This window comes from Mesorhizobium sp. Root695, from assembly GCF_001428185.1.
Classification (GTDB): Bacteria; Pseudomonadota; Alphaproteobacteria; order Rhizobiales; family Rhizobiaceae; genus Mesorhizobium.
Window position 1 is genome coordinate 14,905 of record NZ_LMHO01000046.1, and the last position, 22,725, is coordinate 37,629.

Below are 22,725 nucleotides of genomic sequence, written 5' to 3' on the forward strand. Positions count from 1 at the left end.
ACCATGACCGACAATCCGAACCATCTGGCAACGCCCTTAGGCAAACCGCGCGCGCGAAGTTTTGGCATCGGCTTCGACGGGAGCCCCGGGTCGTTCAACGCGATCACCGATGTGCCCGGGGTTGCGGTCGGTTATGCGACGCTGATTTCCGGCGATGGCGCGCTCGTCGTCGGCCAGGGTCCGGTGCGCACCGGCGTGACCGCTATCCTGCCCAGGCGGCGCGCCGATCTTGCCACGCCGGTCTTCGCCGGCATCTTCAGCCAGAACGGCAATGGTGAACTGACCGGCTCGCACATCGTCGAGGAAACCGGCGCTTTCAACTTCCCCATCACCATCACCAACACGCATTCCTGCGGTGTCTCCCGCGACGGCACGCTGCGCTGGATGCAGAGCGTGCTGCCGGTGGCACTCGACAGCGGCTGGGGGCTGCCGGTGGCGGCGGAGACCTATGACGGCTTCCTCAACGACATCAACGGCCACCATTTGACGTCAGAGCATGTCGCCCAGGCCCTTGACCGTGCTGCCAGCGGACCGATCGAGGAAGGCAGCGTCGGCGGCGGCACCGGCATGATCACCTTCGGCTTCAAGGCCGGGTCCGGCACCGCATCGCGCATCGTTGAATGGCACGGCCGCACTTACACGGTCGGTGCCTTCGTGCAGTCGAATTTCGGCAAGCGGCACAATTTTACCGTCCGCGGTATGCGCGCCGGGCCGGAACTCGTCGAACCGGCGGTCCGCGAAGGCACGCCGCGCGCTGAAAAGGGTTCGATCATCGCCGTCATCGCCACCGATGCCCCGTTCCTGCCGCATCAGATGAAGCGACTGGCCCGCCGGGTGCCGCTTGGCGTCGCCATGACCGGCGGTTTTGGCTACCACAGTTCAGGCGACATTTTTATCGCCTTCTCGACCGCCAATGCGAGCGCGGCGCTTTCGCCATCCGGCCGCATCGCCAGCGCCGATTTTATTCCGGACACTGACATCGATCCGTTTTTCGATGCGGTGATCCAGACCGTGGAGGAAGCGATCCTCAACGCATTGGTCACCAATGACGACATGACCGGGCGCGACGGAAACTTCGTGCCGGCGCTGCCGAAGGCGTGGCTGAAAGAAAAATTTGGCTGAAAGCCATCGCTGAAACGAAAAACGCGGGCCAAGCAAGCCCGCGTGTTTCGGATGGAGTCGCTTTTATGCGGTCATTCCGCGGCTTTGCTGGATGCCTGCTGCTGCTCGTCGGCCTCGGCCGCTTCCTCGAGCCGAGAGGCGATAAGTTCCTTGATATCGCCGACTTCTTCCTGGATGTCCTCCAGCGGGATGCCGACCTCCGCCGCCTTGGCAGCGCATTCCTTGGCCAAAGTCTCAGCCTGCTTGTCGATCCTGGCCTGGGATGACTGGCAATGGACCTTTTCGCCAATCCATCCCCGCAAAAACTCGATCGCGTGTTCACTCATACTGCTGTTCCCTGGCGGCAAAGCCGGTTGGTAATCACAAACGTCGACATCCCACAAAGGATGCATGCCCCCATTCGAGCCGAGTCGCGGTCAGCCGGCAAGCCGATGCCGTCCAAGGTCCACAGAGCCATAGGAAATCGAGGGGTCAAGAGCATTTTCTGATTCTGGGGGGTCGGTACCGTTGGCTGGGCCACGCCCAGCTCTGCGCCACTGTTTCTACTTGCTTTTTCCGGTTTCCGAGCCGATTTTCGTCACAATAGATGGCGCAACACACAACAAATTTACAGTTGCTTCGCGGCGCAAACCCTCAGGCGCGCGGGTCGAAGCCGCCGGTATATAGTGTCATCCTCATGCGATGTCGACTCCGCTCGCTATCCTGCTTCTTTCCGCCGCGCCGGAAGCTCCGCGCAGGGCGCAGAGCAAGTGATGATGGAGTTGACCGTGCGGAGCACGGCCTTGGCGGAACCGCTCAGGCGTGCACCGCCACTACCGCCGCGCAGTCCCCGGCCTTGACCAGGCCGGGGAAATGCCGCGCCGCCAGTATGCCCGACATTTTTGCCCGGACCTCCTGTGGAGCGACGCCGGTGCGGCCGGTGGAATGAATGCGGGCCAGCACCGCGCCTTCTTCGACGGGCTCACTGAGATCGACCATGGTTTCGATCATACCGTCATCCTCGGCGAACGAGAAACAATCGCCGGACGGCATGTCGAGCCACTGGGTTCGAGTCTTCTCGACTGCACCATCGACAATGCCGGCATGACGCAGCACATTGAGAATCCCGCGACGCGCGATCCGCACGGTTTGCGCGCGCGACGTGCCGCCGCCGCCAAGCTCGGTGCTGACGAAGACCTTGCCCATCTCTTCGGCAGCGGTGTCGTACATGCCGACGGCGTCGATCTCGATCATGCGCATCGAGAACGGCGCGGCGAAGGCCGCCACCGCGTCGAAGGCTTTCCGTTCCAGCGCCTTGTCGGGCAGCGTGTGCGCGGCGCAGAACGGCACGAAGTCCAGCGTCCTGCCGCCGGAATGGAAGTCGAACACGATGTCCGCGCGGGGAAGTAGCTCACGCTGGAAATAATCGGCGATCTTTTCGGTCACCGTTCCGTCCGGCCGACCGGGAAAGCTGCGGTTCATGTTGCCCTTGTCGATCGGCGAGGTGCGTGTGCCGGCGCGGAAGGCCGGATAGTTCATCGCCGGCACGATGATGACCGTGCCGCCGACATCTTTCGGGTCGAGCGTGCGGGCAAGATCGTAGAGCGCCAGCGGCCCCTCATATTCGTCGCCATGGTTGCCGCCGGAAAGCAGCGCCGTCGACCCCTTGCCGTTGCGGATGACACAGACCGGGATCATCACAGAGCCCCACGCCGAGTCGTCACGGCTGTAGGGCAGACGCAGGAAGCCGTGCTGGACGCCATCCTTGTCGAAATCGACGGTCGGTGCGATTGGCGATGGGCGGAGGCTAGACATCGGGCTCAATTCTTCACCACCAGTTTGCGCGGCACATTGGCCAGGCACTCTACAGCGGTTTCGGTGATCAGGATGGACTCGGTGATTTCCAGTCCCATCGTCTCCAGCCACAGGCCGGTCATGAAATGGAAGGTCATGCCGGGCCTGAGCTCGGTGCGGTCGCCGGGGCGCAGGCTCATCGTGCGCTCGCCCCAGTCCGGCGGATAGGAAAGACCGATCGAGTAACCGGTGCGGTTGTCCTTGACGATGCCGTATTTCTTCAGCACGGCGAAGAAAGCGTTGGCGATGTCCTCGCAGGCGTTACCGGGTTTCGCCGCGGCCAGGCCCGCTTCCATGCCTTCCAGCGTCGCCTTCTCGGCATCGAGGAACTCCGGCGTCGGCTTGCCTAGGAAGACCGTCCGAGACAGCGGGCAGTGGTAGCGGTTATAGCAGCCGGCGATCTCGAAGAAGGTGCCCTCGCCGCGCTGCATCGGTCTGTCGTCCCAGGTGAGATGCGGCGCCGAAGCGTCGGCGCCCGACGGCAGCAGCGGCACAATCGCCGGATAGTCGCCGCCAATGCCGTCGACGCCGCGCGTGCCGGCATCATAGATTTCGGCGACGAGATCGCATTTGCGCATACCGACTTCGATCTTGTCGACGATGCGCTGGTGCATGGCTTCGACGATGCGGGCGGCCTTGCGCATATAGTCGATCTCGGTAGGGCTCTTGACCGCGCGCTGCCAGTTGACCAGCGCGGTGGCGTCGACGAAGCGGGCATTGGGCAGATGCTTCTGCAGCGATGCGAAGGCGGCGGCCGAGAACCAGTAATTGTCCATCTCGACGCCGATGGTCAGCTTGCCCCAGCCGCGATCGGCAAGCACGCTGGACAGAAAGTCCATCGGGTGGCGCTCGGTCGACTGCACATAGTGGTCGGCATAGCCGACGATGTTATCGTGTGCGAGATAGGCGGTGCGCTTGGCGCCGTTGGCGTCCTGGCCGCGCCCGTACCAGACCGGTTCGCCAGATGGCGGCACGATGACGGCCTGATGCACATAGAACGACCAGCCGTCATAGCCGGTCAGCCAGGCCATGTTGGAAGGATCGCTGACAACAAGAAGGTCGACCCCCTTCGCTTCCATGGATTTGCGCGTTTTGGCGAGGCGTTCCGCAAATTCGCCGCGCGAGAATTTCAGGTTCGGTTGCATTGTTCTTGGTCCTCGTTTGTTGGGCCTCGCGGCCGGTATCAGCTTTCGAAAATGGTTCCCGCCTTCACCGCCCGCGCGCGGTCTCGAGCGAGCGTGGCAATCGCCGTGTCCTGGACGCCGGTGCCGGTGAGATCGGCGATGGTAATGTCGCTGGCCGAGCGCCGGCCATGTCTTGCGCCGGCGATGATCTGGCCGAGTTCGGTCACATCCGCATCTCCAGCCATCACACCGGCGGCGATGGCATGGTGCAGTTCGCCCAGGCGCCGCGTCTGGCGGGCGCTGTCGGCGACATAGAGATCGGCCATGCGCAGGATTGCCGGTGCGATCTCGTTCTTGTGCTCGGCGTCGGAGCCCATCGCGGTGATGTGCTGACCTGCGGAAACAAACCCCGCCTTGATCAGCGGCTCGGTCGCCGGCGTGGTGGTGACGATGATGTCGGCGCCGGCAACCGTGTTTGCGGCATCGGATTGGGCGCGCACGACGATGCCGAGCTTTTCACGCAAGGCGGCGGCGGTCACCTGCGCCTTGACCGCATCGCGCGCCCAGATACGCGCCTCGGTGATCGGCCGCACCAGCATGAGTGCTTCGAGCTGCAAGCCGGCCTGCACGCCAGCGCCGAAGATCGCAGCGACAGACGAGTCCTGCCGCGACAGATGTCTCGCCGCGACCGCACCTGCGGCGGCTGTGCGGACATCGGTAAGATAGCCATTGTCGAGCAGCAGCGCCTCGACCAGACCAGTTTTGGCCGACAGCAGCACCATCATGCCGTTGACGCTGGGCAGGCCGAGCTTCGGATTGTCGAAGAAGCCGGGGCTGATCTTGATGGCGAAGCCGTCGATGCCGGGCACATAGGCGGTCTTCACATCGACCTCGCCGCGATGCTCTGGAATGTCGAGCCGCAGGATCGGCGGCATCGCTACCGGCAGAGTTGCGAGCGCGCGGAACGCGTTCTCGACGCAGGCAACGGCATCTGGATCGAGCGTCACGATCGTGCGCAATTCTCTCTCGGTGAGGATCGTCATCCGGCTCATGCGGCACGCTCCTTAAGCGACGGCGCCTCGCAGCAGACGAGTGTGCGGTGCGCGTCCATATCGATGTTGCGGCCGGAAAGCAGAACAACCACTGGACCGCTCGCTTTGACCTTGCCGGCGAGCAGAGCGGCGATGCCGACCGCGCCGGCGCCCTCGACGATCTCACGCTCCCGCGCATAGGTGTGACGGATGCCGGCGGCGATCTCGTCTTCACTGAGCAGGACGACATCGTCGAGCAGGTTGCGGCACATGGCAAAGGTCAGCCGGTTGTCGAGGCCGATGCCGCCGCCGAGCGAATCCGCCAGCGTCGGCAATTCCTCCACCAGCACCGGGTGGCCGGCATCGAGGCTCGCCTTCATCGCCGCACCGCGCGCCATCGAGACGCCGATGACTTTTGTCCGAGGGCTGACGCCTTTAATGGCTGCGGCAACGCCGGAGGCGAGCCCGCCCCCAGAGAGCTGGACCAGAACGAGAGCAGCGTCCGGGACCTGCTCGATCATCTCAAGCCCGAGCGTGCCTTGCCCGGCGATGATGGCGGGATGGTCGAAGGGCGGCAGCGTGACCAGCCCCTCCTGCTTCACCAGCCGATCGACCTCCTGCTGGGCATCGTCCTGGCTGTTGCCGACAATGCGGATCTCCGCGCCAAGCCGGCGGATTTCTTCGAGCTTGTTTTCTGGCACCAGCCGCGACATGCAGATCACCGCGCGCATGCCTTCGAGCCTCGCCGCATGCGCCAGCGCCCGGCCATGATTGCCGGTCGAGGCCGCGACTACGCCGCGCGCTTTCTCCTCGGCACTCAACGAAGCCACGGCATTCGAGGCGCCGCGCAATTTGAAGCTGCCGGTGGTCTGCCGGTGCTCGAGCTTGAGATGAACCAGTGCGCCCAGCCTTTCGGAAAGGCTCTGGGATAGCGCGGTCGGCGTGCGCTCGACCTTGCCGGCAATGCGCTCTCGCGCGGCGCGAATGTGCTCAAGGGTGACATGTTTCATGATCATCAATCGCGCGGCAAGGGCAGCGTCATCAGACGGCCGAATTCGGGATGGGCCGTCTCGTCGCCGCAAAGCCGCAAACAATTCCAGGCGCTCGCCTGGTTGCTGGTGACCACGGGACGGTCGATCGCCTTTTCCATGCCGGTGACCGCGAGCGCACCGCGCAGCGCCGTGCAGGACACGAACAGCGCATCAGCACTTGCGTCGGTCACGTCACGCGCCAGTTCGACAAGCGATGCCGGTGAGATGCGCGCCATCTCGCGGTCGTCCTCGAAGCCGAGACAGGTGAAGCTGGCGATGTCGAAGCCGCGCGCCGCGAAATAGGCGGCCATCGGCCTGGATGTCTCGACGGTGTAGGGGGTGAGGATGCTGATCTTGCTTGCGCCCAGCGCACGCAGTCCGCGCACGCCCGCCATCGGCGGGGTAACGACTGAAACACCGGGCTTGGCGGCCTGGATCGCCGTCTCGATCTCGGCATCGCCGATCACCACCGACGCCGAAGTGCAGGAATAGCAGATGGCATCGAGTGGCTCGTCCGGAAGGATCAGGGCCGCGCCCGCCGTCAGCGCCGGCTGCATCTTGCGCAGGTTTTCCGGCGTCGTCGGGTTGGCGTAGGGAATGCGCGCGACATAGACGCCGATCCGCTCGCTCGCCACCATGCGGCGGAAATCCGGTTCGCTGGTGTGGTCGGTGGCCAGGATGATCAGGCCGACGCGCCGCTCCAGCGGGCGCGCGTCCAGCGCCGGCCGTTTCGGATAGACCTTGATCTCGGGCGAGGGTTTCATCGGCTACCTCTCGATCTTGCCGTAGCGACGTTCCAGCCAGCGCAACAGCACGACCGAAAACAGACTGATGACGAGGAAGAAGGCGCCGACCAGCGTGATCGGCTCGATATAGCGATAATAGGTGTTGGCGACGCTTTTGGCCTGGTTCATCAGCTCCAGCACGGTGATCGCCGACAGCAGCGGCGTTTCCTTGAACATGGCGATGAAATAATTGGCCAGGGCCGGGATCATCGGCGGAATGGCCTGCGGAATGATGATGTGGGTCCAGGTCTGTCTTGCGCTGAGATTGCAGGCCTTGGCGGCCTCCCATTGGCCGCGCGGCACATTGTCGATGCCGGCGCGGTAGACTTCCGCCGTGTACGTGCCGTAGTGCAGCCCGAGCCCGATGACACCGGCGACCAGCGGCGGCAACAGGATGCCGATGTCGGGCAGCACGTAGAAGATGAAATAGAGCTGCACCAGCAACGGCGTGCCGCGGATGAACTCGGCGAGAAAGCCGACTGTGCGCGACAACGCCTTGTTGGGCGAGCGGCGCGCCAGCGCGATGCCCAGCCCGACGATCGCCGCCAGCACCGAGCCGAGCAGTGTCGCCAGGATGGTGATCTTCACGCCCTGGATCAGCGTTGGCATGATTTCCCAGACGAAATTCCAATCCCATTCCATCAGGCACGCACCCCATCGAGGCCGCGTGCCATGCGGCGTTCCAAGGAGCGCACGCCCCACGAGATGAGCAGCGCAAGGATGAAATAGATGATCAGGATTGTGGTGAACGGCACCAAGGTGTTGCCGGTCTGCGCACGCACCACCTGCGCCTGGAAGGTCAGATCGGTGAGCGAGATCAGCGACACCACGGCGGTCGCCTTGAGCAGTTCGATGGCGTTGTTGCCGAAGGTCGGCAGCATCACCAGCAGCGCCTGCGGCAGTATGACGTGGCGCATGCCTTGCCAGCGGCCCAGATTGAGCGCGGTGCAGGCCTCGTATTGCTCGCGGCCGATCGACTGGATGGCGCCGCGCACCACTTCGGCGGCGTAGGCGCCTACATTGAGGCCGAGCGCCAGCACGCCGGCCTGCAACGGCGTCAGCGAAACGCCGATGAAGGGCAGCACGAAATAGGCCCAAAACAACTGCACGAAGATCGAGGTGCCGCGGAAGAATTCGATATAGGCGGTGGCCAGCGCGCGCAGCACGAAGAAGCGCGAGAGCCGCCCCATTCCGGCGAGAAAGGCCATGAACAGGGCAAGCACCGACCCCATCAGCGTCAGCTCGATGGTGACAAGCGCTCCCTGCAATATCAGGCCGAAATAGCCGGACCACTGGGTCATTGAGGTTCCACGTTGGGTTTAGCCGGCAGGCAGATGAGGGGCGGCACGAACCAACGAAAGCATGGCGCCGCCCCTCATCCGTCACTTCGTGACACCTTCTCCCCGTGACCGGGGAGAAGGGAAAAGCGCGCCTACTTCGCCGCGCAGAGCTTGTCGCGCGTCGTCGACATCGCGGCTGCCGCCGAGAAGCCGTAGGGCTCGATGATCTTGGCGAACTCGCCCGATGTCTTCAGCTTGGCCAGTTCGACGTCGAAGGCATCGCGCAGCGCCTCGTCGCCCTTCTTGAAGGCGGCGCCGTCGCAATAGACCGGCGCGCCCTGCACCGGCGCGATGACTTCGAGGTTTGGATCGGCGGCCTTCTTGACCAGATCATTGATCGACAGAACCGGCAGCGAATAGGCATCGATGCGACCGTCCTGCAGCATCTTCACGCCGCTCTGGCCGTCCGGCACGACAATGACACGCTCGCGCGGCACGCCGGCGTTGAGCGCCAGCTTCTCCTCCGTGCCGCCGCCGGGCGCACCGATCGTGGCGGTCGTGTCCTTGGCGACGTCCTCATAGCTCTTGAAGCCTTTCGGATTGCCCTTCTTCACCAGCATCGCCTCTGCGTCGCATAGCACCGGCTCGGAATAGACAACGGCGGCGCAGCGCTCCGGTTTCATGAACAGGCCGGCGGTGACGACATCGAAGCGGCCGGCCTGCAGGCCGGGGATCATGGCGCCATATTCAGAGATCGAGGCAACGATGTCGGCGACGCCGAGGCGCTTGAATATCTCGCGCGCCACATCGGGCGCGGCACCCGAAACCTTGCCGTCGGCGGCGACCGCCGTATAGGGCGGCTCGTTGGCGATGGCGACGCGGGCAAAGCCTTGTGCCTTGAGTTGCTCGAGTTTGCTGTCGTCAGCCGAACCTGCGCTCGAGGCGGCCAGCACCGCCGTCAGTGCAAGACCGGCAACGCCGGCCAGAATGCTAGGTTTGTTCATTGTTCCCAACTCCTTGTTTCTTGTCTTGCTTTTGTTACGGGCGGCCTCACCGCCCCTGACGGCGGCCTTGCCGCCTCGGCATTACGGTCAGACGCGATGTCCGGCCGCGATGATCTTCTTCAGGAAGCCTTGCGTACGCTCCTGCTTGGGATGACGGAAAATCTCGTCAGGTTTGCCTTCCTCGACGATTTTGCCACGATCGAAGAACAGCACCCGGTCGGCGAAGTCGTGGGCAAAACCCATCTCGTGGGTGACCAGAAGCATGGTCATGTCGGTCTCGGCGGCGAGCTTGCGCATGACGTTCATCACCTCCTCGACCAGTTCCGGATCGAGCGCCGATGTCACCTCGTCGAACAGCATGATCTTCGGCGATAGCGCGAGCGCCCGGGCGATCGCCACGCGTTGCTTCTGCCCACCAGACAGCTGTGCCGGCATATTTTTGGCCTTGTCGGCCATGCCGACCATCTCGAGCAGTTCCATCGCCCGTTTTTCGGCGGCGGCACGCGCCGTGCCCTTGGTCAACATCGGCGCCAGAGTCACATTGTCCATGACAGATTTGTGTGGAAACAGGTTGAACAGTTGGAAGACCATGCCGATCTTCTGTCGCATTCTTGTCAGGTGCCGCTCGTCGGCGGGCAGCAGCTGACCATTGCGCTCCATGTGGTAAAGCTGCTCGCCATCGATCTGGATATGACCGCCATCGATGCGCTCCAGCGTCATCAGGATGCGCAGGATCGTCGTCTTGCCCGAGCCCGATGGGCCGATCAGCGCCAGCTTCTCGCCAGGCATGACCTGCATCGACAAGCCGTCCAGCACTTTGAAAGTGCCGAAGCTTTTGGAAATGGCGTCGATCTTGATGATGGGCGTGGGCACTTCAGTTCCCCGTCCTGGAGAGGTCTATGCTCTAACGATGCGGAACGCGCCAAATCATGTCAATTGGGAAAATAATATCATGTCAATTATTCTGATTCCGCACAATTTCCGCGCAAACCGGGCCTAGATAGCGAGCAGCAGATGTTCCGGATCGCCGAGCAAAAGCTTGGTGACAACGCCGAGGCCGGCGCGCAGTTCCCCTTCGGTGGTCGAGCCCAACGAGATGCGCACCGCCGGATGCCAGGGCGCATCCGAGATGCGGAAGGATGTACCGGGTGCAATCGCCACGCCCTGCAGGCGAGCCTGGGCGACAAAGCTCTCCTCGGAGCGGTCGGCCGGCAGTTGCAGCCAGACATGCAGCCCGTCGCGCCGGGCGCGATAGTCCACACCCGCCAGTACTTGCGCCGCGATATCCTGCCGCCGCCGCAATGCCGCGCGTTGCCAGTGGACAAGCTCCATCGCCGTGCCGTCGGTCACCCATTTGGTGGCGATCTCGGCCACCAGCGGCGTCGCCATCCAGTTCGAGACCAGATGCCGGTTGGCGACGGCCGCGACATAACGGTCGGGCGCCGCGAGATAGCCGATGCGCAGGCCGGGCACCGTGATCTTGGTGAAGGAGGTGACGTAGAGCGTGCGCTCCGGCGCAAACGCGGCAACCGGCGGCGGCCGGTCTTCGACCAGGGGACCCAGCACATCGTTCTCGATGATGGCGATGTCGTGCTTGCGCGCCACAGCCGCGATCTGCTCCCGCCGCGCCGCATCCATCAGCGTCGCCGTTGGGTTGATCACCGAGGGCTGCACGAACACGGCGCGGATGTCGGAAAGCCGGCAGGCCTCGTCCAGTGCTTCCGGGATCAGGCCATTGCAGTCGATCGGCAGCCCCTCGAGGTTGAAGCCGAGATAGCGTGCAAGCGGCACCAGCGTGTGGTGGCCGATCGCCTCGGTGGCGACCGTCGAGCCGGGCGGCGCGACGCTCATCAGCGCCACCGTCATGCCGGCGGTGGCGCCGTTGGTCAGGCTGATGTTCTGCGCGGAGATGTCGAGCCCGCACAGTTTCAGCCATTCGACCGCCACCGCGCGATGGCGTGGAAACACCATGTTGGGGCGGAACGAAAGTGCTGAACTCGACGGAAGGTTCTCGGCCAGCCAGCCCAGCGCCTGCTTCAGCCGCTCCAGATGCATCGGCTCGCAGACCGGTTTCAGGATCGACAGATCGATGACTTCGCCGAGCCGCTCTGGCAGATAGGGTGGTTCCGGCTCGCGGCGCTGCGTCTGGACGAAGCTGCCACGACCGATCTCGCCAGAAATCAGGCCTCGCCGGATCAGCTCCTCATAGGCGCGGCCGACCGTTTGCACCGAAAGCTTGAGGTCGTCGGCCAGCCGGCGGTGGGTCGGCAGCCGTGCGCCATTGGCAAGACGCCCGTCATGGATGGCGCGCGCGAACTGGTCGGCCAGCGATTGATAGGCCGGCCGCCGGATGAGCGCGGGATCGGGTTGCCACAATGTCATGACTTATTAGAGATCGAAATCAGTGCAATTGACAATCGAAATAATGCGCCGTCATGGTGCGGTGGACGAAAAAGTGGACGCCGATGAACGCTGCGAGACTCGACCCGATCGACCTGAAAATCCTCGACGCCATCCAGCGCGACGGACGCATCACCAAGTTGGCGCTGGCAGAACAGGTCGGCCTGTCGCCGACCCCGTGCTGGATGCGGCTGCGCAAGCTGGAAAAGGCCGGCATCGTCGCGGGCTACCACGCCAGGATCGCCATGCGTGTCGTGGCACCCGTCGCCACCGTGCTGATGGAGGTGACGCTGGCCAACCACCGCCAGGCCGATTTCGAGCGCTTCGAGCGCGTCATTCGCGACATTCCCGAGATCGTCGCCTGCTGGTCGGTGGGAGGCGGCGTCGACTATGTGCTGAAGGTGATGACACGCGACATCGACGCCTATCAGCGGCTGGTCGACGGCTTGCTGGACCGCGAAATCGGCATCGACCGCTACTTCACCTACATCGTCATCAAGACGGTGAAGGACGAGATCGCGCTGCCCATAGCCGACCTGCTGCCGGCGTCGGCTTAAGGACCGGAGAGATCGTCTGCCGAGGCGACGCAATAGAGAGAGTCTCTCTACTCCGAGGCATCCAAACAGCCTCTCTGTCTGCATCGGGCGGATAATCTTCCCGCATCAGTCCGAACCGGGAGGCCTCGACCATGTCCGCGCATTTCGCCCGCTCGCATCGCCATGAAGCGCTCGACGGCCTCGCCGACCGCCGGCTGCTTCGCGAACTTGCCTATGTCGACGGCCACTGGACAGCGAGCGAGGCTGCCGAAAGTTTCGAGGTAACCGATCCGGCCACCGGCACGACTGTCGCTTTCGTCGCCGCGCTCGATGGCCGGCAGACGACAAAGGCGATCGATGCCGCCGCGCGCGCCTTTCCGGCCTGGCGGGCGCTGTTGCCGCAGGAGCGCTCGAAAACCTTAAGAAAATGGTTCGAGTTGATCGTCGGCGCCAAGGATGATCTGGCCCTGCTGATGACACTGGAACAGGGCAAGCCGCTGCAGGAATCGCAGGGCGAGATCGACTACGCCGCCTCCTTCGTCGAATGGTATGCCGAAGAAGCAAAACGCCTGAACGCAGAGAGCATCACCAGCCATCTGGCAGGCGCCGAAATGATGGTGCGGCGCGAGCCGCTCGGTGTCGTCGGTGTCGTCACGCCTTGGAATTTTCCGTCGGCGATGCTGACCCGCAAGGCAGCCGCCGCCCTTGCCGCCGGCTGCACCATCGTTGCGCATCCGTCCTCGGAAACACCGCTATCGGCGCTGGCGCTGGCCGAACTCGGCGAACGCGCCGGCCTGCCCGCTGGCGTCTTCAACATCATCACCGGCAAGGCTTCGACCATCGTCGGCCGGCTGTGCGAAGATCCGCGCGTTCGCGCCATGAGCTTTACCGGCTCGACCGAGATCGGCAGGCTGATCGCCGCGCAAAGTGCGCCGACAATGAAACGGCTGGTGATGGAGCTTGGCGGCCACGCGCCGCTGATCGTCTTTGCCGATGCCGATCTGGAGAGAGCCGTGAGCATCGCTATCGACGCCAAATTCGCCACATCGGGCCAGGACTGCCTCGCCGCCAACCGCATCTATGTCCAGCGTCCAATCTACGAGCGCTTCTGCGCCGCTTTCGCCCAGCGCATCGAGGCGTTGCGCAGCGGCAATGGCCTTGCCGGTGACACCGACATCGGGCCGCTGATGCATGAGCGCGCAGTGAAGAAGGTCGAGGAACAGGTCGCCGACGCGCTCGCCCTTGGCGCGCGCTGCCTCACCGGCGGCGGGCGGCACCAGGCTGGCCCCCTGTTCTACCAGCCGACGCTGCTGGCCGATGTCAGTGACGAAGCGCTGATCATGCGCGAGGAGACCTTTGGTCCGGTCGCCGCCGTAACGCCGTTCGACAGCGAGGACGAGGTGATCGCTCGCGCCAATGCCACCGAATATGGCCTCGTCGCCTATGTCGTGACCGAGAACGGCGCCCGCCAGCAACGTATGGGCCGTGCGCTCGACTACGGCATGGTCGCCATCAACCGCGTCAAGATCACAGGCGCGCCGATACCGTTTGGCGGCGTCAAGCAATCCGGCATCGGCCGCGAAGGCTCGCGCCATGGGCTCGAAGCCTTCACCGATCTCAAATATCTTTGCCTCGATGTAGCCTAAGCTGCGCCGAAATCGTCCCTTTGTCAGGAGTCAAAAAATGCTCGACCAGTCCAACGAACTCGCCGCCTGGGATCGCGATCATTTCTTCCATCCCTCGACCCATATGGGCACGCATGCGCGCGGTGAATCGCCGACCCGCATCATGGCCGGCGGTGAAGGCGTCACCGTCTGGGACAACAATGGCAAGAAGAGCCTCGATGCCTTCGCCGGCCTCTATTGCGTCAATGTCGGCTATGGCCGCCAGAAGATCGCCGATGCCATCGCCGCCCAGGCGAAGAACCTCGCCTACTACCATGCCTATGTAGGCCACGGCACCGAGGCCTCGATCACGCTGGCCAAGATGATCATCGACCGCGCGCCGAAGGGCATGTCCAGGGTCTATTTCGGCCTGTCGGGTTCGGATGCCAACGAAACCAACATCAAGCTGATCTGGTACTACAACAATGTGCTCGGACGGCCGGAGAAGAAGAAGATCATCTCGCGCTGGCGCGGCTATCACGGCTCGGGCGTGATGACGGGATCACTGACCGGGCTCGACCTGTTCCACAACGCCTTCGACCTGCCGCGCGCGCCGATCCTGCACACCGAGGCGCCCTATTACTTCCGCCGCGCCGACCGCTCGATGAGCGAGGAGCAGTTTTCGCAGCATTGCGCCGACAAGCTCGAGGAGATGATCCTGGCCGAAGGCCCGGAAACGGTCGCCGCCTTCATCGGCGAGCCGATCCTCGGCACCGGCGGCATCGTGCCGCCGCCGGCCGGCTATTGGGAGAAGATCCAGGCGGTGCTGAAGAAATATGACGTGCTGCTGGTCGCCGATGAAGTGGTGACGGGCTTCGGCCGGCTGGGCACCATGTTCGGCTCCGACCATTACGGCATCAAGCCGGACCTGATCACCATCGCCAAGGGCCTGACCTCGGCCTATGCGCCGCTGTCGGGCGTCATCGTCGCCGACAAGATGTGGCAGGTGCTGGTTGAGGGCTCCGACAAGCTCGGCTCGCTCGGCCATGGCTGGACCTATTCGGCGCATCCGATCTGCGTTGCTGCTGGCGTCGCCAATCTCGAACTAATCGACGAGATGGACCTAGTGACGAATGCCCGCGAGACCGGCGCCTATTTCCGCGCCGAGCTGGCCAAGGCGGTCGGCGATCACAGACACGTCGGTGATGTGCGCGGCGACGGCATGCTGGCGGCGGTCGAGTTCGTCGCCGACAAGGACGACCGGGTGTTCTTCGACGCTTCGCAGAAGATCGGACCACAGGTGGCGACGGCACTTGCCGCCAGCGGCGTCATCGGCCGCGCCATGCCGCAGGGAGACATCCTCGGCTTTGCCCCGCCGCTCTGCCTGACGCGCGAAGAAGCCGACACCGTGGTGGCCAAGACGGCGGACGCGGTGAAGAGCGTGTTTGCCAATCTCTGAAATCGACCTGTGAACGCCGTGACCGAAACCCTCCCCGCCACCATGGCCGCCGTGCTGCTCACCGGGCACGGCGGACCGGAAAAACTCGTCTACCGCAGCGATGTGAAAGTGCCCGCGCCTGCTCCTGATGAAGTGCTGGTCAAGGTCAGCGCTTGCGGCATGAACAACACCGATGTCTGGGTGCGCCAGGGCGCCTATGGAACGGAGGAGGATGCTGCCGCGGTGTCGACCTGGCGGCACCAGGGCAACACGCTTGTTTTCCCGCGCATCCAGGGCACCGACACAGTCGGCACCGTCGCCGCCGTCGGCGAAGGCGTTTCGCCTGACCGTATCGGCGAACGGGTGATGGTCGATTTCTCGATCTACAACCGCGACGACGATTCACTCGCCGACATCGACTATATGGGCCACGGCCGCGACGGCGGCTACGCCGAATACCAGGCCGTTCCGGCCGAGAACGCTCATGTCGTCGATACCGAACTGACCGACGTCGAACTCGCCACCTTCTGCTGCGCCTACCTCACTGGCGAACAGATGCTGGAGCGCGCCGCGCTCAAGGCCGGCGAGCGCGTGCTGGTCACCGGCGCCTCGGGCGGTGTCGGTTCCGGCATCGTGCAGCTGGCTCGGGCGCGCGGCGCCATTCCCTATGCCGTCGCCGGCAAGGGCAAGGAACAGGCAGTGCTCGACATCGGCGCCGAGGCTGTCATCACCCGTGGCGTTGCCGACCTCCCGCAAGCCGTGAACGAGGCGACCGGCGGCCAGCCGATCGATGTGGTGGCCGACCTCGTCGGCGGCACTATCTTCAACGACCTGTTGCGCATCCTGAGGCCCGAGGGCCGCTACACCACCGCCGGCGCGATTGCCGGTCCGGTCGTGCAGCTCGATCTCAGGACCATGTATCTGAAGCAATTGCAGCTGCATGGCTCGAGCCAGGGCACGCGCGCCGATTTCCGCCGCATCGTTGGATACATCGAGGCGAAGAAAATCCGGCCGCTGGTCGGCGGCGTCTACAAGCTCTCCGATTTCCACCATGCGCAGGCGGATTTCATCGCCAAGGATTTCGTCGGCAAGCTGGTGGTGGTGCCGGATGCCATGTGGGGTTCGGCTATCTGAACAACCTGACTGTGCCTCAACCCTGCTGGGCCGCTCTCAGCAGCATGCCGAACAGGTCGCGCGGCTCATCGGGGTCGGCCAGCATGTCGAGTTCCTGGTAGAGGCCGGTCGAGCGCAGCTGATCCCTGACATAGCGCAGCGCCGAGAAATCCTCGATGGCGAAGCCGACCGAATCGAACAGCGTGATCTGGCTGGGATCGCGCCGGCCTTGCACTGCGCCTGACATCACCTGCCACAGCTCGGTCACCTTGTGATCTGGCGCAAGCTGCTGGATCTCGCCCTCGATATGGGTCTGTGGCGGATATTCGACGAAGATGTCGGAGCGCAGCAGGATGTCGTGGTGCAGTTCGGTCTTGCCGGGACAGTCGCCGCCGACCGCGTTGATGTGGACGCCGGAGCCGACCATGTTGTCGGTGAGGATGGTGGCGTACTGCTTGTCGGCGGTGACGGTGGTGATGATGTCGGCTCCCTCGACCGCCTCCTGCGCGGTGCCGCAGGCGACCATGTCGAAGCCGAGCCCGGCGAGATTGCGGATGCATTTTTCGGTGGCCGTGCGGTCAATGTCATAAAGCCTCAGCCTGTCGACGCCGAGCATCGCCTTGAAGGCCACCGCCTGGAATTCGGCCTGGGCGCCGTTACCGATCAGCGCCATGCAGCTGGAGCCGGTCGGCGCCAGGTACTTGGCAGCCAGAGCCGACATCGCCGCCGTGCGCAGCGCGGTCAGGATGGTCATTTCGGATAGCAGCACAGGATAGCCATTGTGGACATCGGCGAGCATGCCGAAGGCGGTCACCGTCTGGCGGCCCTCGCGCATGTTCTTGGGGTGACCGTTGACATATTTGAAGCCGTAGACCTCGCCGTCACTGGTCGGCATCAGCTCAATGACGCCCTCGGCGCTGTGCGAGGCGACGCGCGGCGTCTTGTCGAACAGTTCCCAACGGCGGAAGTCGTCCTCGATGTAGCCGGCAAGTTCGACGAGGAAGCGCTCGACGCCGATCTTCAGCACCAGCTTCATCATGTGGTCGACGCTGACGAAGGGGACGATGTTGAGATTGGGAATCATTTTTTTCTTATCCTTGCCGCATGCAGGTGGTCAGTCCTTGGCGATGCGCGTTGTGTGCCTTCATCATCGTTGCCAGCGCTGGATCGTTTTGCTCCAGCGCCCTGATGGCTCCGCTTGTGTCGTAGAGGCGCTCATCCTGCCCCATCTTGAACTTGGCTTCTAGCCGTTCGATCGGCAGGTCGAAGCCGAGGATATGCGGTATGCGCCGCTCCATGCCGCCGGGTCCCAGTTCGCGCATCCGCCAGCGGTCGTCGCGATCTTTTTCGAGCATGTCGACAAGCTGAAGCAGATGTCTTGCGGTGGCGTGATCGTCGAGCGTAACCGGCCTGCCATGGCAATGCACGACGGCGAAATTCCAGGTCGGCGCGCTGTCGCGCACTGGGTTGCGCGGATACTAGGACGGCGAGATGTAGCCATGCGGGCCGTGAAAGATGGCGACCGTCTCCCTGCCCTCGGCAATCAGCGCGCTGTGCGGATTGGCCCTGGCGAGATGCGAGACCAACGTTCCGTTTTCACCGCGCATGGGATCAAGCACGAAGGGCAGATGCGATACGGCGAGGCCCTGCGGTCCTGACGTCACCGCCGTCGCAAAGGCCGCGGCTTCGATCAGGCCGAACACCTCGTCGCGCGACAGCGGCGCAAATTCAGGCTTGCTGTACATCAGGTCAGCTTCGCTGGGCGCGAACCGCCGGGATCAGGCCTTGCGGGCGAACCAGCAGCACGGCGATGACACCCGACAGCACGATGGCGTCGCGATAGGGCGCGATCGCACCGGGCAGTGTCGCCTGCAACAGCACCTCGATGATGCCGAGCAGGAAGCCGCCGGCGACCGCACCCGGCAAGCTGCCCAGCCCGCCGACGACGGCCGCGATGAAGGCCTTCAGCACGGGCGTGAAACCCATCAGCGGATCGACCGAGGCACGCTGCGCCACCCACAGCATGGCCGCCAGCCCGGCGAGCAGGCCGGAAAGCAGGAAGGCGGTGGCGATGATGCGGCTGGCCGGAATGCCCATCAGGCGCACGACGTCGAAATCTTCCGCCGCGGCGCGCATCGCCGTACCGGTCACCGAGCGGCGCAGGAAGACTTCGAGCGCAATCAGCGCCAGCGCCGAGACAACGATGGAGATGCTGGGACCAACGCCGATGGTGAAATCGCCGAAGGAGAAGGCGCCGGTCATCCAGCCGGGCATGGCGACAGCCTGCGGCCGCGCCGAAATGCCGTTCTGGAAGACGACCTTCAACAGGCTGGAAACGGCGAAGCTGGTTAGCAACAGACTGGTGACGCTGGCGCCGCGCATCGGCCGGAAGGCGATGCGCTCCATGGCGACAGCGGCGAGCGCGCCGCAGGAAACGGCGACAAGCACCGCCACCGGGAAGGGAAAGCCGAGCACCAGCGAGGCCAGCAGCGCATAGCCCGACAGCGTCATCAGCTCGCCATGGGCGAAGTTGATGAGGCCGACGATGGAAAAGACGATGGCCAGCCCGAGCGCCAGCAAGGCATAGACGCCGCCGAGGCTCACTGCATTGATGATCTGCTGCGCGATCATGCTTCTTAAGCTCCCAAATAGGCTTGGCGGACGAGGTCCGAGGAGGCGAGTTCTTTCGCCGTGCCCGACAGCACCACCTCGCCATTGGCGAGCACGACGGCGCGGTCGGCGATTTCGAGCGCGAGCGCCACATTCTGTTCGACCAGAAGGATGGTCAGGCCCTTGCGGCGCAGTTCGGCGATCAGGTCGAAGACGGTGTCGATCAGTTGCGGCGCAAGGCCGAGCGAGGGCTCGTCGAGCAGGATCATGCGCGGCTTGCCCATCAGCGCGCGGGCGATGGCCAGCATCTGCTGTTCGCCGCCCGACAGATTGCCGCCCTTGACACGGTAATAGCGGCGCAGGATCGGGAACAGCTCCAGCATCTCCTCCTCGCGCAGCCGCGCCTCGGCCGCCGGCTGATGCACCGCGCCGCCGAGACGCAGATTGTCGGCCACCGTCAGGCTGGCGAAGATGCGGCGGCCTTCGGGAACCAGCGCGACGCCTTTGCGGGCGATCGCCTCCGGCGCCAGCCCGGTGATGTCGACACCATCGAAGATCACCTTGCCGGACGCCGCCGGCACCAGCCCGGCGACGGCGCCGAGCGTCGAGCTCTTGCCGGCGCCGTTGGCACCGACCAGCGCGATGATCTCGCCGCTGTCGACGGTGAGGTCGACGCGGCGCACCGCCTCGACTTCGCCGTACCGGATTTTCAGGGCTTCGACGCTCAGCATGACATCACGGCGCGGGAACGTCGGCGGCGTCGGGGATCAGAGTCTGGACATGCTTGCCCTCGCCGCCCTCGTAGCGCATCAGCGCCACTGGCCGCAGCGGCATGCGGTCGGTACCGGCATAGGTGATCTTGCCGGTGATGCCATCGAAATCCTTCAAGCCGGCGATGGCGTCACGGATCGCCTTGGGGTCGTCGGAACCGGCCGTCTTGACCGCCTGGTCGAGGATCAGTCCGATCTCGTAGCCATTGACCTCATAGGTCGATTCCGGTGCGTGGCCGGCATATTTGGTGAAGGCGGCATTGAAGGCTTCGAGCTTGCTGCCCGGCTCGGCATAGCCGGCCGAGGTGTAGACGACGCCATCGACCAATTTGCCGAGCGCCTTGATGGTCGGCGTGCCTATGGCATCGGCGCCATAGACCGGGATGGTGACGCCGGCGCCACGCAACTGCTGCATGAAGGCTGGGAAGTCGGGCTCATAGGCCGCCGTCATGATCAGGTCCGGCTTGTCGGCCAGGCCCTTGATGTTGGTGATCTCGGCAGAAAAATCCGGCTGGCCCATGCTGAAGGTGCCGCGGCCGACAATAGCGCCGCCCTTTTTCTCGAACACCTTGCCGAAATATTCCGGCAGGTTGGCGGTGTAGGTGGAGTCCGGCGAGGTCAACAGGAACACCTTCTTCTTGCCTTCGGAAACGGCGAAGTCGGCGACCGCCGTCGCCTGCACATTGTCGGCCGGATAGGTGCCGAACATGACGTCGCCGACCGCGCCGGTCAGCACCGGGGCGGAGCCGCACAGCGTCAGGGTCGGAATGCCGAGCGGCTGGGTGAGCTGGCCGGCGGAAATCGAGGGATCGGCATCGCAGGGCGTGATCATGATCTTGGCGCCGGCATCGATCAGCTCCTGCGCGACAGTGGCGGTCTGTGCGGTGTCTGAGCGCGTATCCTTGATCAGCAGCTTGACGGTGTATTTGCCGCCGAGCCCGCCCTTGGCGTTGAGTTCGTCGAGCGACATGCGTAGGCCGGCAAGTGCCGGCTGGTCGTAAGGGGCAAGGCCGCCGGTCTGCGCGGTCGCGGCACCGATGATGATCTCCTCGGCACTGGCCGTCGAAATGGCGGCGATGCCGAACACGGCCGCGCACAGGGCGGCGCGATGGAGTCGATAGAGGCTTGGCATGTCGGTTCTCCTTCTGGATTTCTTATGGTTGGTTGGATTGCTTGTCGTTGCGGTCTATGCGGTCTGGTCTGCGGTCGCTTGATCTGCGGTCTTGGCGCGGGCCGTGCGGCTGCCGAGATAGGCGGCGATCACGGCAGGGTTCTTCTGGACGTCGCCGGGCGTGCCGTCGGCGATGACGCGGCCATGATCGATGACGACGATGCGCTCGCACAAATTCATCACCAGCCGCATGTCATGCTCGATCAGCACCACGCCGATGCGGCGCTCGGTGCGAACCGCCGACAGGATGGAAACCAGTTCGGCGGTCTCAACGGCGTTCATGCCGGCGGCCGGCTCGTCCAGCAGCAGGAAGCGCGGCTTCAACGCCAGGGCGCGCGCCACTTCGAGCCGGCGGCGCTGGCCATAGGCAAGCCTGGCGGCCGGCTGATCGGCAAATTTCTCCAGCCCCATTCGCGCGAGCTCGCCCATGGCCGCCGCCTCGGCATGGCCAAGATCAGGTTCCACCTGGCGTGCGGCGACGACGACATTCTCCAGCACGGTCATGTGCGGGAAAACGCGGATGTTCTGGAAGGTGCGGGCAACGCCGGAGCGGGCAAAGCGGAAGGCCGAGGCCTGCCGCACCGCACCACCCACCGACACGGTGCCGGCACTTGGCTGGACATCGCCGGCCAACATGTTGAGCAGCGTCGTCTTGCCGGCGCCATTGGGGCCGATGATGCCGGTGATGCTGTCGGTCTGAAAATTCAGGCTGACGTCATCGACAGCAACAACGCCGGCATAACGGCGCGACAGATGGTCGGCGGTGAGCCGGTCACTCTCGACATGCTGCGGAGGTGCCGCCGAAGCCGTCACGGCCTGACGTCCGGACCGGCGCAGGAGGTTCAGTTCACGCTCGCCGAAAAGACCGGTCGGGCGTCGCCAGATGACCAGGATCATGGCGATGGCCAGCACGCCCTGGGTCAAGCCGAACAGGACAGGCAGATGCAGGCCGAGCACCTCGCCGCCGCCTTCGAAGCGGCGCACCACTTCGACCAAAACGATGGTGACGATGACGCCGGCGAAGGCGCCGAGCGACGAGGTCATGCCGCCGACGATCAGCATGGCGAGCATGGTGAAGCCGAGGTCGAAATAGAAATCGCGTGGCGAGAAGGCGCCAAGGAATTGCGCCATCAAGGCACCGGCGGCCATGGCGGCAACGACACCCGCCACCCAGGCGGCCAGACGCGCCGTGCGCTGGTCGACGCCGACGGCGGCCGCACCACGCTCATCATTGGCGGCGGCGCGGGTGGCAAGGCCGAAAGAGGTTTCGCGGAACAGCCTCGCCGCCACCAGCGCCACCGAAGCGACGGCGGCGGCCGTCCACAGCCCGACTTCGCGCGGCACGCCGTAAAAGGGTTGGCTGCCGCGGGTGATCTCGCGCCCGGCGACCAGCAGCGTGTAAACAATGATCAGCATGGCCAGCGTGGCGATCGAGGCGCTCGATCCGGAAAGCCTGAGCAGCGGCGTGCCGGTCAACAGGCCGATGATGACAGCCAGGACCAGGACGACGGCCAGCGCCGCGAAGAAAGAGAGTTGGTGGCCGGCGAGGAACTGCGGCAGGTCGCGCAGTGCGGTTTTCTGCAACGCGGTCGGCATGGTGAGAATGCCGGTGGCGTAGGCGCCGAGACCGACAAAGGCCGCCTGGCCGAACGAGACGATGCCGCTGTTGCCGGAGAAGATCTGCAGGCCAAGCACCGCCGTCAGCATGATCGCGGCATAGGTGACCACACGTTGCATGGCGGCGCCGCCGAAGACAAAGGCGGCAAGCGCCACCAGCAGCAGCACCGCCACCATGCACAAGGCATCGGCCGTGGCGTTGCGAAACGCGGCCGGCATGAAGCCGCGTGACTTGCTCTCGCTCATCGTCACCGAC

Annotated in this window: 21 protein-coding genes and 1 pseudogene; 5 read left to right on the forward strand and 17 right to left on the reverse strand. The window is 64.4% G+C overall.

Features of this window, described 5'->3' with window-relative positions:
* Positions 1-3 precede the first annotated feature (3 nt).
* On the forward strand, positions 4-1,122 hold the full coding sequence (locus tag ASD99_RS30405) for a P1 family peptidase (RefSeq protein ID WP_057145896.1): 1,119 nt from the start codon (positions 4-6) through the stop codon (positions 1,120-1,122).
* Between the two features lie 71 nt (positions 1,123-1,193).
* Here the strand turns inward: ASD99_RS30405 and ASD99_RS30410 are convergent, their stop codons facing one another.
* The 11 genes from ASD99_RS30410 to ASD99_RS30460 all read right to left on the reverse strand — a co-directional run bounded on the left by ASD99_RS30410 (position 1,194) and on the right by ASD99_RS30460 (position 11,592).
* Positions 1,194-1,448, reverse strand: a complete 255-nt coding sequence (locus ASD99_RS30410; RefSeq protein WP_056588896.1) for a DUF768 domain-containing protein — start codon at positions 1,446-1,448, stop codon at positions 1,194-1,196.
* A 469-nt stretch (positions 1,449-1,917) separates the two neighbouring features.
* A complete protein-coding gene (gene doeB, locus ASD99_RS30415) occupies positions 1,918-2,916 on the reverse strand; it encodes a N(2)-acetyl-L-2,4-diaminobutanoate deacetylase DoeB (RefSeq protein ID WP_056588901.1) in 999 nt (332 codons plus the stop codon).
* Between the two features lie 5 nt (positions 2,917-2,921).
* A complete protein-coding gene (gene doeA, locus ASD99_RS30420; RefSeq protein ID WP_057145897.1) occupies positions 2,922-4,100 on the reverse strand; it encodes an ectoine hydrolase DoeA in 1,179 nt (392 codons plus the stop codon).
* A gap of 38 nt (positions 4,101-4,138) precedes the next feature.
* Positions 4,139-5,131, reverse strand: coding sequence for an ectoine utilization protein EutC (gene eutC, locus ASD99_RS30425; protein WP_057145898.1), 993 nt, complete (start codon positions 5,129-5,131; stop codon positions 4,139-4,141).
* The gene (eutB, locus tag ASD99_RS30430) at positions 5,128-6,120 is read right to left on the reverse strand and encodes a hydroxyectoine utilization dehydratase EutB (protein WP_057146015.1); all 993 of its coding nucleotides are present in this window, start codon (positions 6,118-6,120) and stop codon (positions 5,128-5,130) included. Before eutB ends, eutC begins: the two co-directional genes overlap by 4 nt.
* Before the next feature lie 5 nt (positions 6,121-6,125).
* Positions 6,126-6,905: an ectoine utilization protein EutA gene (eutA, locus tag ASD99_RS30435; protein ID WP_056588910.1), complete on the reverse strand. Its 780-nt coding sequence runs from the start codon at positions 6,903-6,905 to the stop codon at positions 6,126-6,128.
* Positions 6,906-6,908: 3 nt separating this feature from the next.
* Positions 6,909-7,568 carry an ectoine/hydroxyectoine ABC transporter permease subunit EhuD gene (gene ehuD / locus ASD99_RS30440; RefSeq protein ID WP_056588914.1) on the reverse strand — a complete coding sequence of 220 codons (660 nt, stop codon included), beginning with the start codon at positions 7,566-7,568 and terminating at the stop codon, positions 6,909-6,911.
* A complete protein-coding gene (ehuC, locus tag ASD99_RS30445; RefSeq protein ID WP_056588919.1) occupies positions 7,568-8,227 on the reverse strand; it encodes an ectoine/hydroxyectoine ABC transporter permease subunit EhuC in 660 nt (219 codons plus the stop codon). Before ehuC ends, ehuD begins: the two co-directional genes overlap by 1 nt.
* Positions 8,228-8,358: 131 nt before the next feature.
* Positions 8,359-9,210 carry an ectoine/hydroxyectoine ABC transporter substrate-binding protein EhuB gene (ehuB, locus tag ASD99_RS30450; protein WP_057145899.1) on the reverse strand — a complete coding sequence of 284 codons (852 nt, stop codon included), beginning with the start codon at positions 9,208-9,210 and terminating at the stop codon, positions 8,359-8,361.
* A gap of 87 nt (positions 9,211-9,297) precedes the next feature.
* Complete coding sequence (ehuA, locus tag ASD99_RS30455) at positions 9,298-10,083, reverse strand: ectoine/hydroxyectoine ABC transporter ATP-binding protein EhuA (protein ID WP_056588926.1); 786 nt, start codon at positions 10,081-10,083, stop codon at positions 9,298-9,300.
* Positions 10,084-10,206: 123 nt separating this feature from the next.
* On the reverse strand, positions 10,207-11,592 hold the full coding sequence (locus tag ASD99_RS30460) for a PLP-dependent aminotransferase family protein (RefSeq protein ID WP_056588929.1): 1,386 nt from the start codon (positions 11,590-11,592) through the stop codon (positions 10,207-10,209).
* 83 nt (positions 11,593-11,675) lie between these two features.
* On the opposite strand from ASD99_RS30460, the gene ASD99_RS30465 reads away from it, so the two are divergent.
* The 4 genes from ASD99_RS30465 (at position 11,676) to ASD99_RS30480 (ending at position 16,322) form a co-directional block, all read left to right on the forward strand.
* Positions 11,676-12,167 (forward strand): Lrp/AsnC family transcriptional regulator, encoded by a 492-nt coding sequence (locus ASD99_RS30465; RefSeq protein ID WP_056588932.1) that lies wholly within the window; start codon positions 11,676-11,678, stop codon positions 12,165-12,167.
* 131 nt (positions 12,168-12,298) lie between these two features.
* On the forward strand, positions 12,299-13,792 hold the full coding sequence (locus tag ASD99_RS30470) for an NAD-dependent succinate-semialdehyde dehydrogenase (RefSeq protein ID WP_057145900.1): 1,494 nt from the start codon (positions 12,299-12,301) through the stop codon (positions 13,790-13,792).
* A 37-nt stretch (positions 13,793-13,829) separates the two neighbouring features.
* Positions 13,830-15,209 carry an aspartate aminotransferase family protein gene (locus ASD99_RS30475; RefSeq protein ID WP_056588938.1) on the forward strand — a complete coding sequence of 460 codons (1,380 nt, stop codon included), beginning with the start codon at positions 13,830-13,832 and terminating at the stop codon, positions 15,207-15,209.
* A 42-nt stretch (positions 15,210-15,251) separates the two neighbouring features.
* The gene (locus ASD99_RS30480; protein ID WP_057146016.1) at positions 15,252-16,322 is read left to right on the forward strand and encodes an alcohol dehydrogenase family protein; all 1,071 of its coding nucleotides are present in this window, start codon (positions 15,252-15,254) and stop codon (positions 16,320-16,322) included.
* Positions 16,323-16,338: 16 nt separating this feature from the next.
* Here ASD99_RS30480 and ASD99_RS30485 read toward each other — a convergent pair whose 3' ends face one another.
* The 6 genes and pseudogenes from ASD99_RS30485 to ASD99_RS30510 all read right to left on the reverse strand — a co-directional run bounded on the left by ASD99_RS30485 (position 16,339) and on the right by ASD99_RS30510 (position 22,715).
* Entirely contained in the window at positions 16,339-17,385 is a 1,047-nt protein-coding gene (locus tag ASD99_RS30485; RefSeq protein WP_057145901.1) for an ornithine cyclodeaminase, read from the reverse strand.
* 7 nt (positions 17,386-17,392) lie between these two features.
* Positions 17,393-18,046 (reverse strand): annotated as a pseudogene (locus tag ASD99_RS30490) (FMN-binding negative transcriptional regulator).
* A gap of 4 nt (positions 18,047-18,050) precedes the next feature.
* A complete protein-coding gene (locus ASD99_RS30495) occupies positions 18,051-18,932 on the reverse strand; it encodes a branched-chain amino acid ABC transporter permease (protein WP_027035600.1) in 882 nt (293 codons plus the stop codon).
* Positions 18,933-18,937: 5 nt separating this feature from the next.
* The gene (locus ASD99_RS30500; protein ID WP_056588949.1) at positions 18,938-19,642 is read right to left on the reverse strand and encodes an ABC transporter ATP-binding protein; all 705 of its coding nucleotides are present in this window, start codon (positions 19,640-19,642) and stop codon (positions 18,938-18,940) included.
* Between the two features lie 4 nt (positions 19,643-19,646).
* Positions 19,647-20,813 (reverse strand): ABC transporter substrate-binding protein, encoded by a 1,167-nt coding sequence (locus ASD99_RS30505; protein WP_056588951.1) that lies wholly within the window; start codon positions 20,811-20,813, stop codon positions 19,647-19,649.
* A 54-nt stretch (positions 20,814-20,867) separates the two neighbouring features.
* Entirely contained in the window at positions 20,868-22,715 is a 1,848-nt protein-coding gene (locus ASD99_RS30510; RefSeq protein ID WP_244482886.1) for a branched-chain amino acid ABC transporter ATP-binding protein/permease, read from the reverse strand.
* Positions 22,716-22,725: the final 10 nt, after the last annotated feature.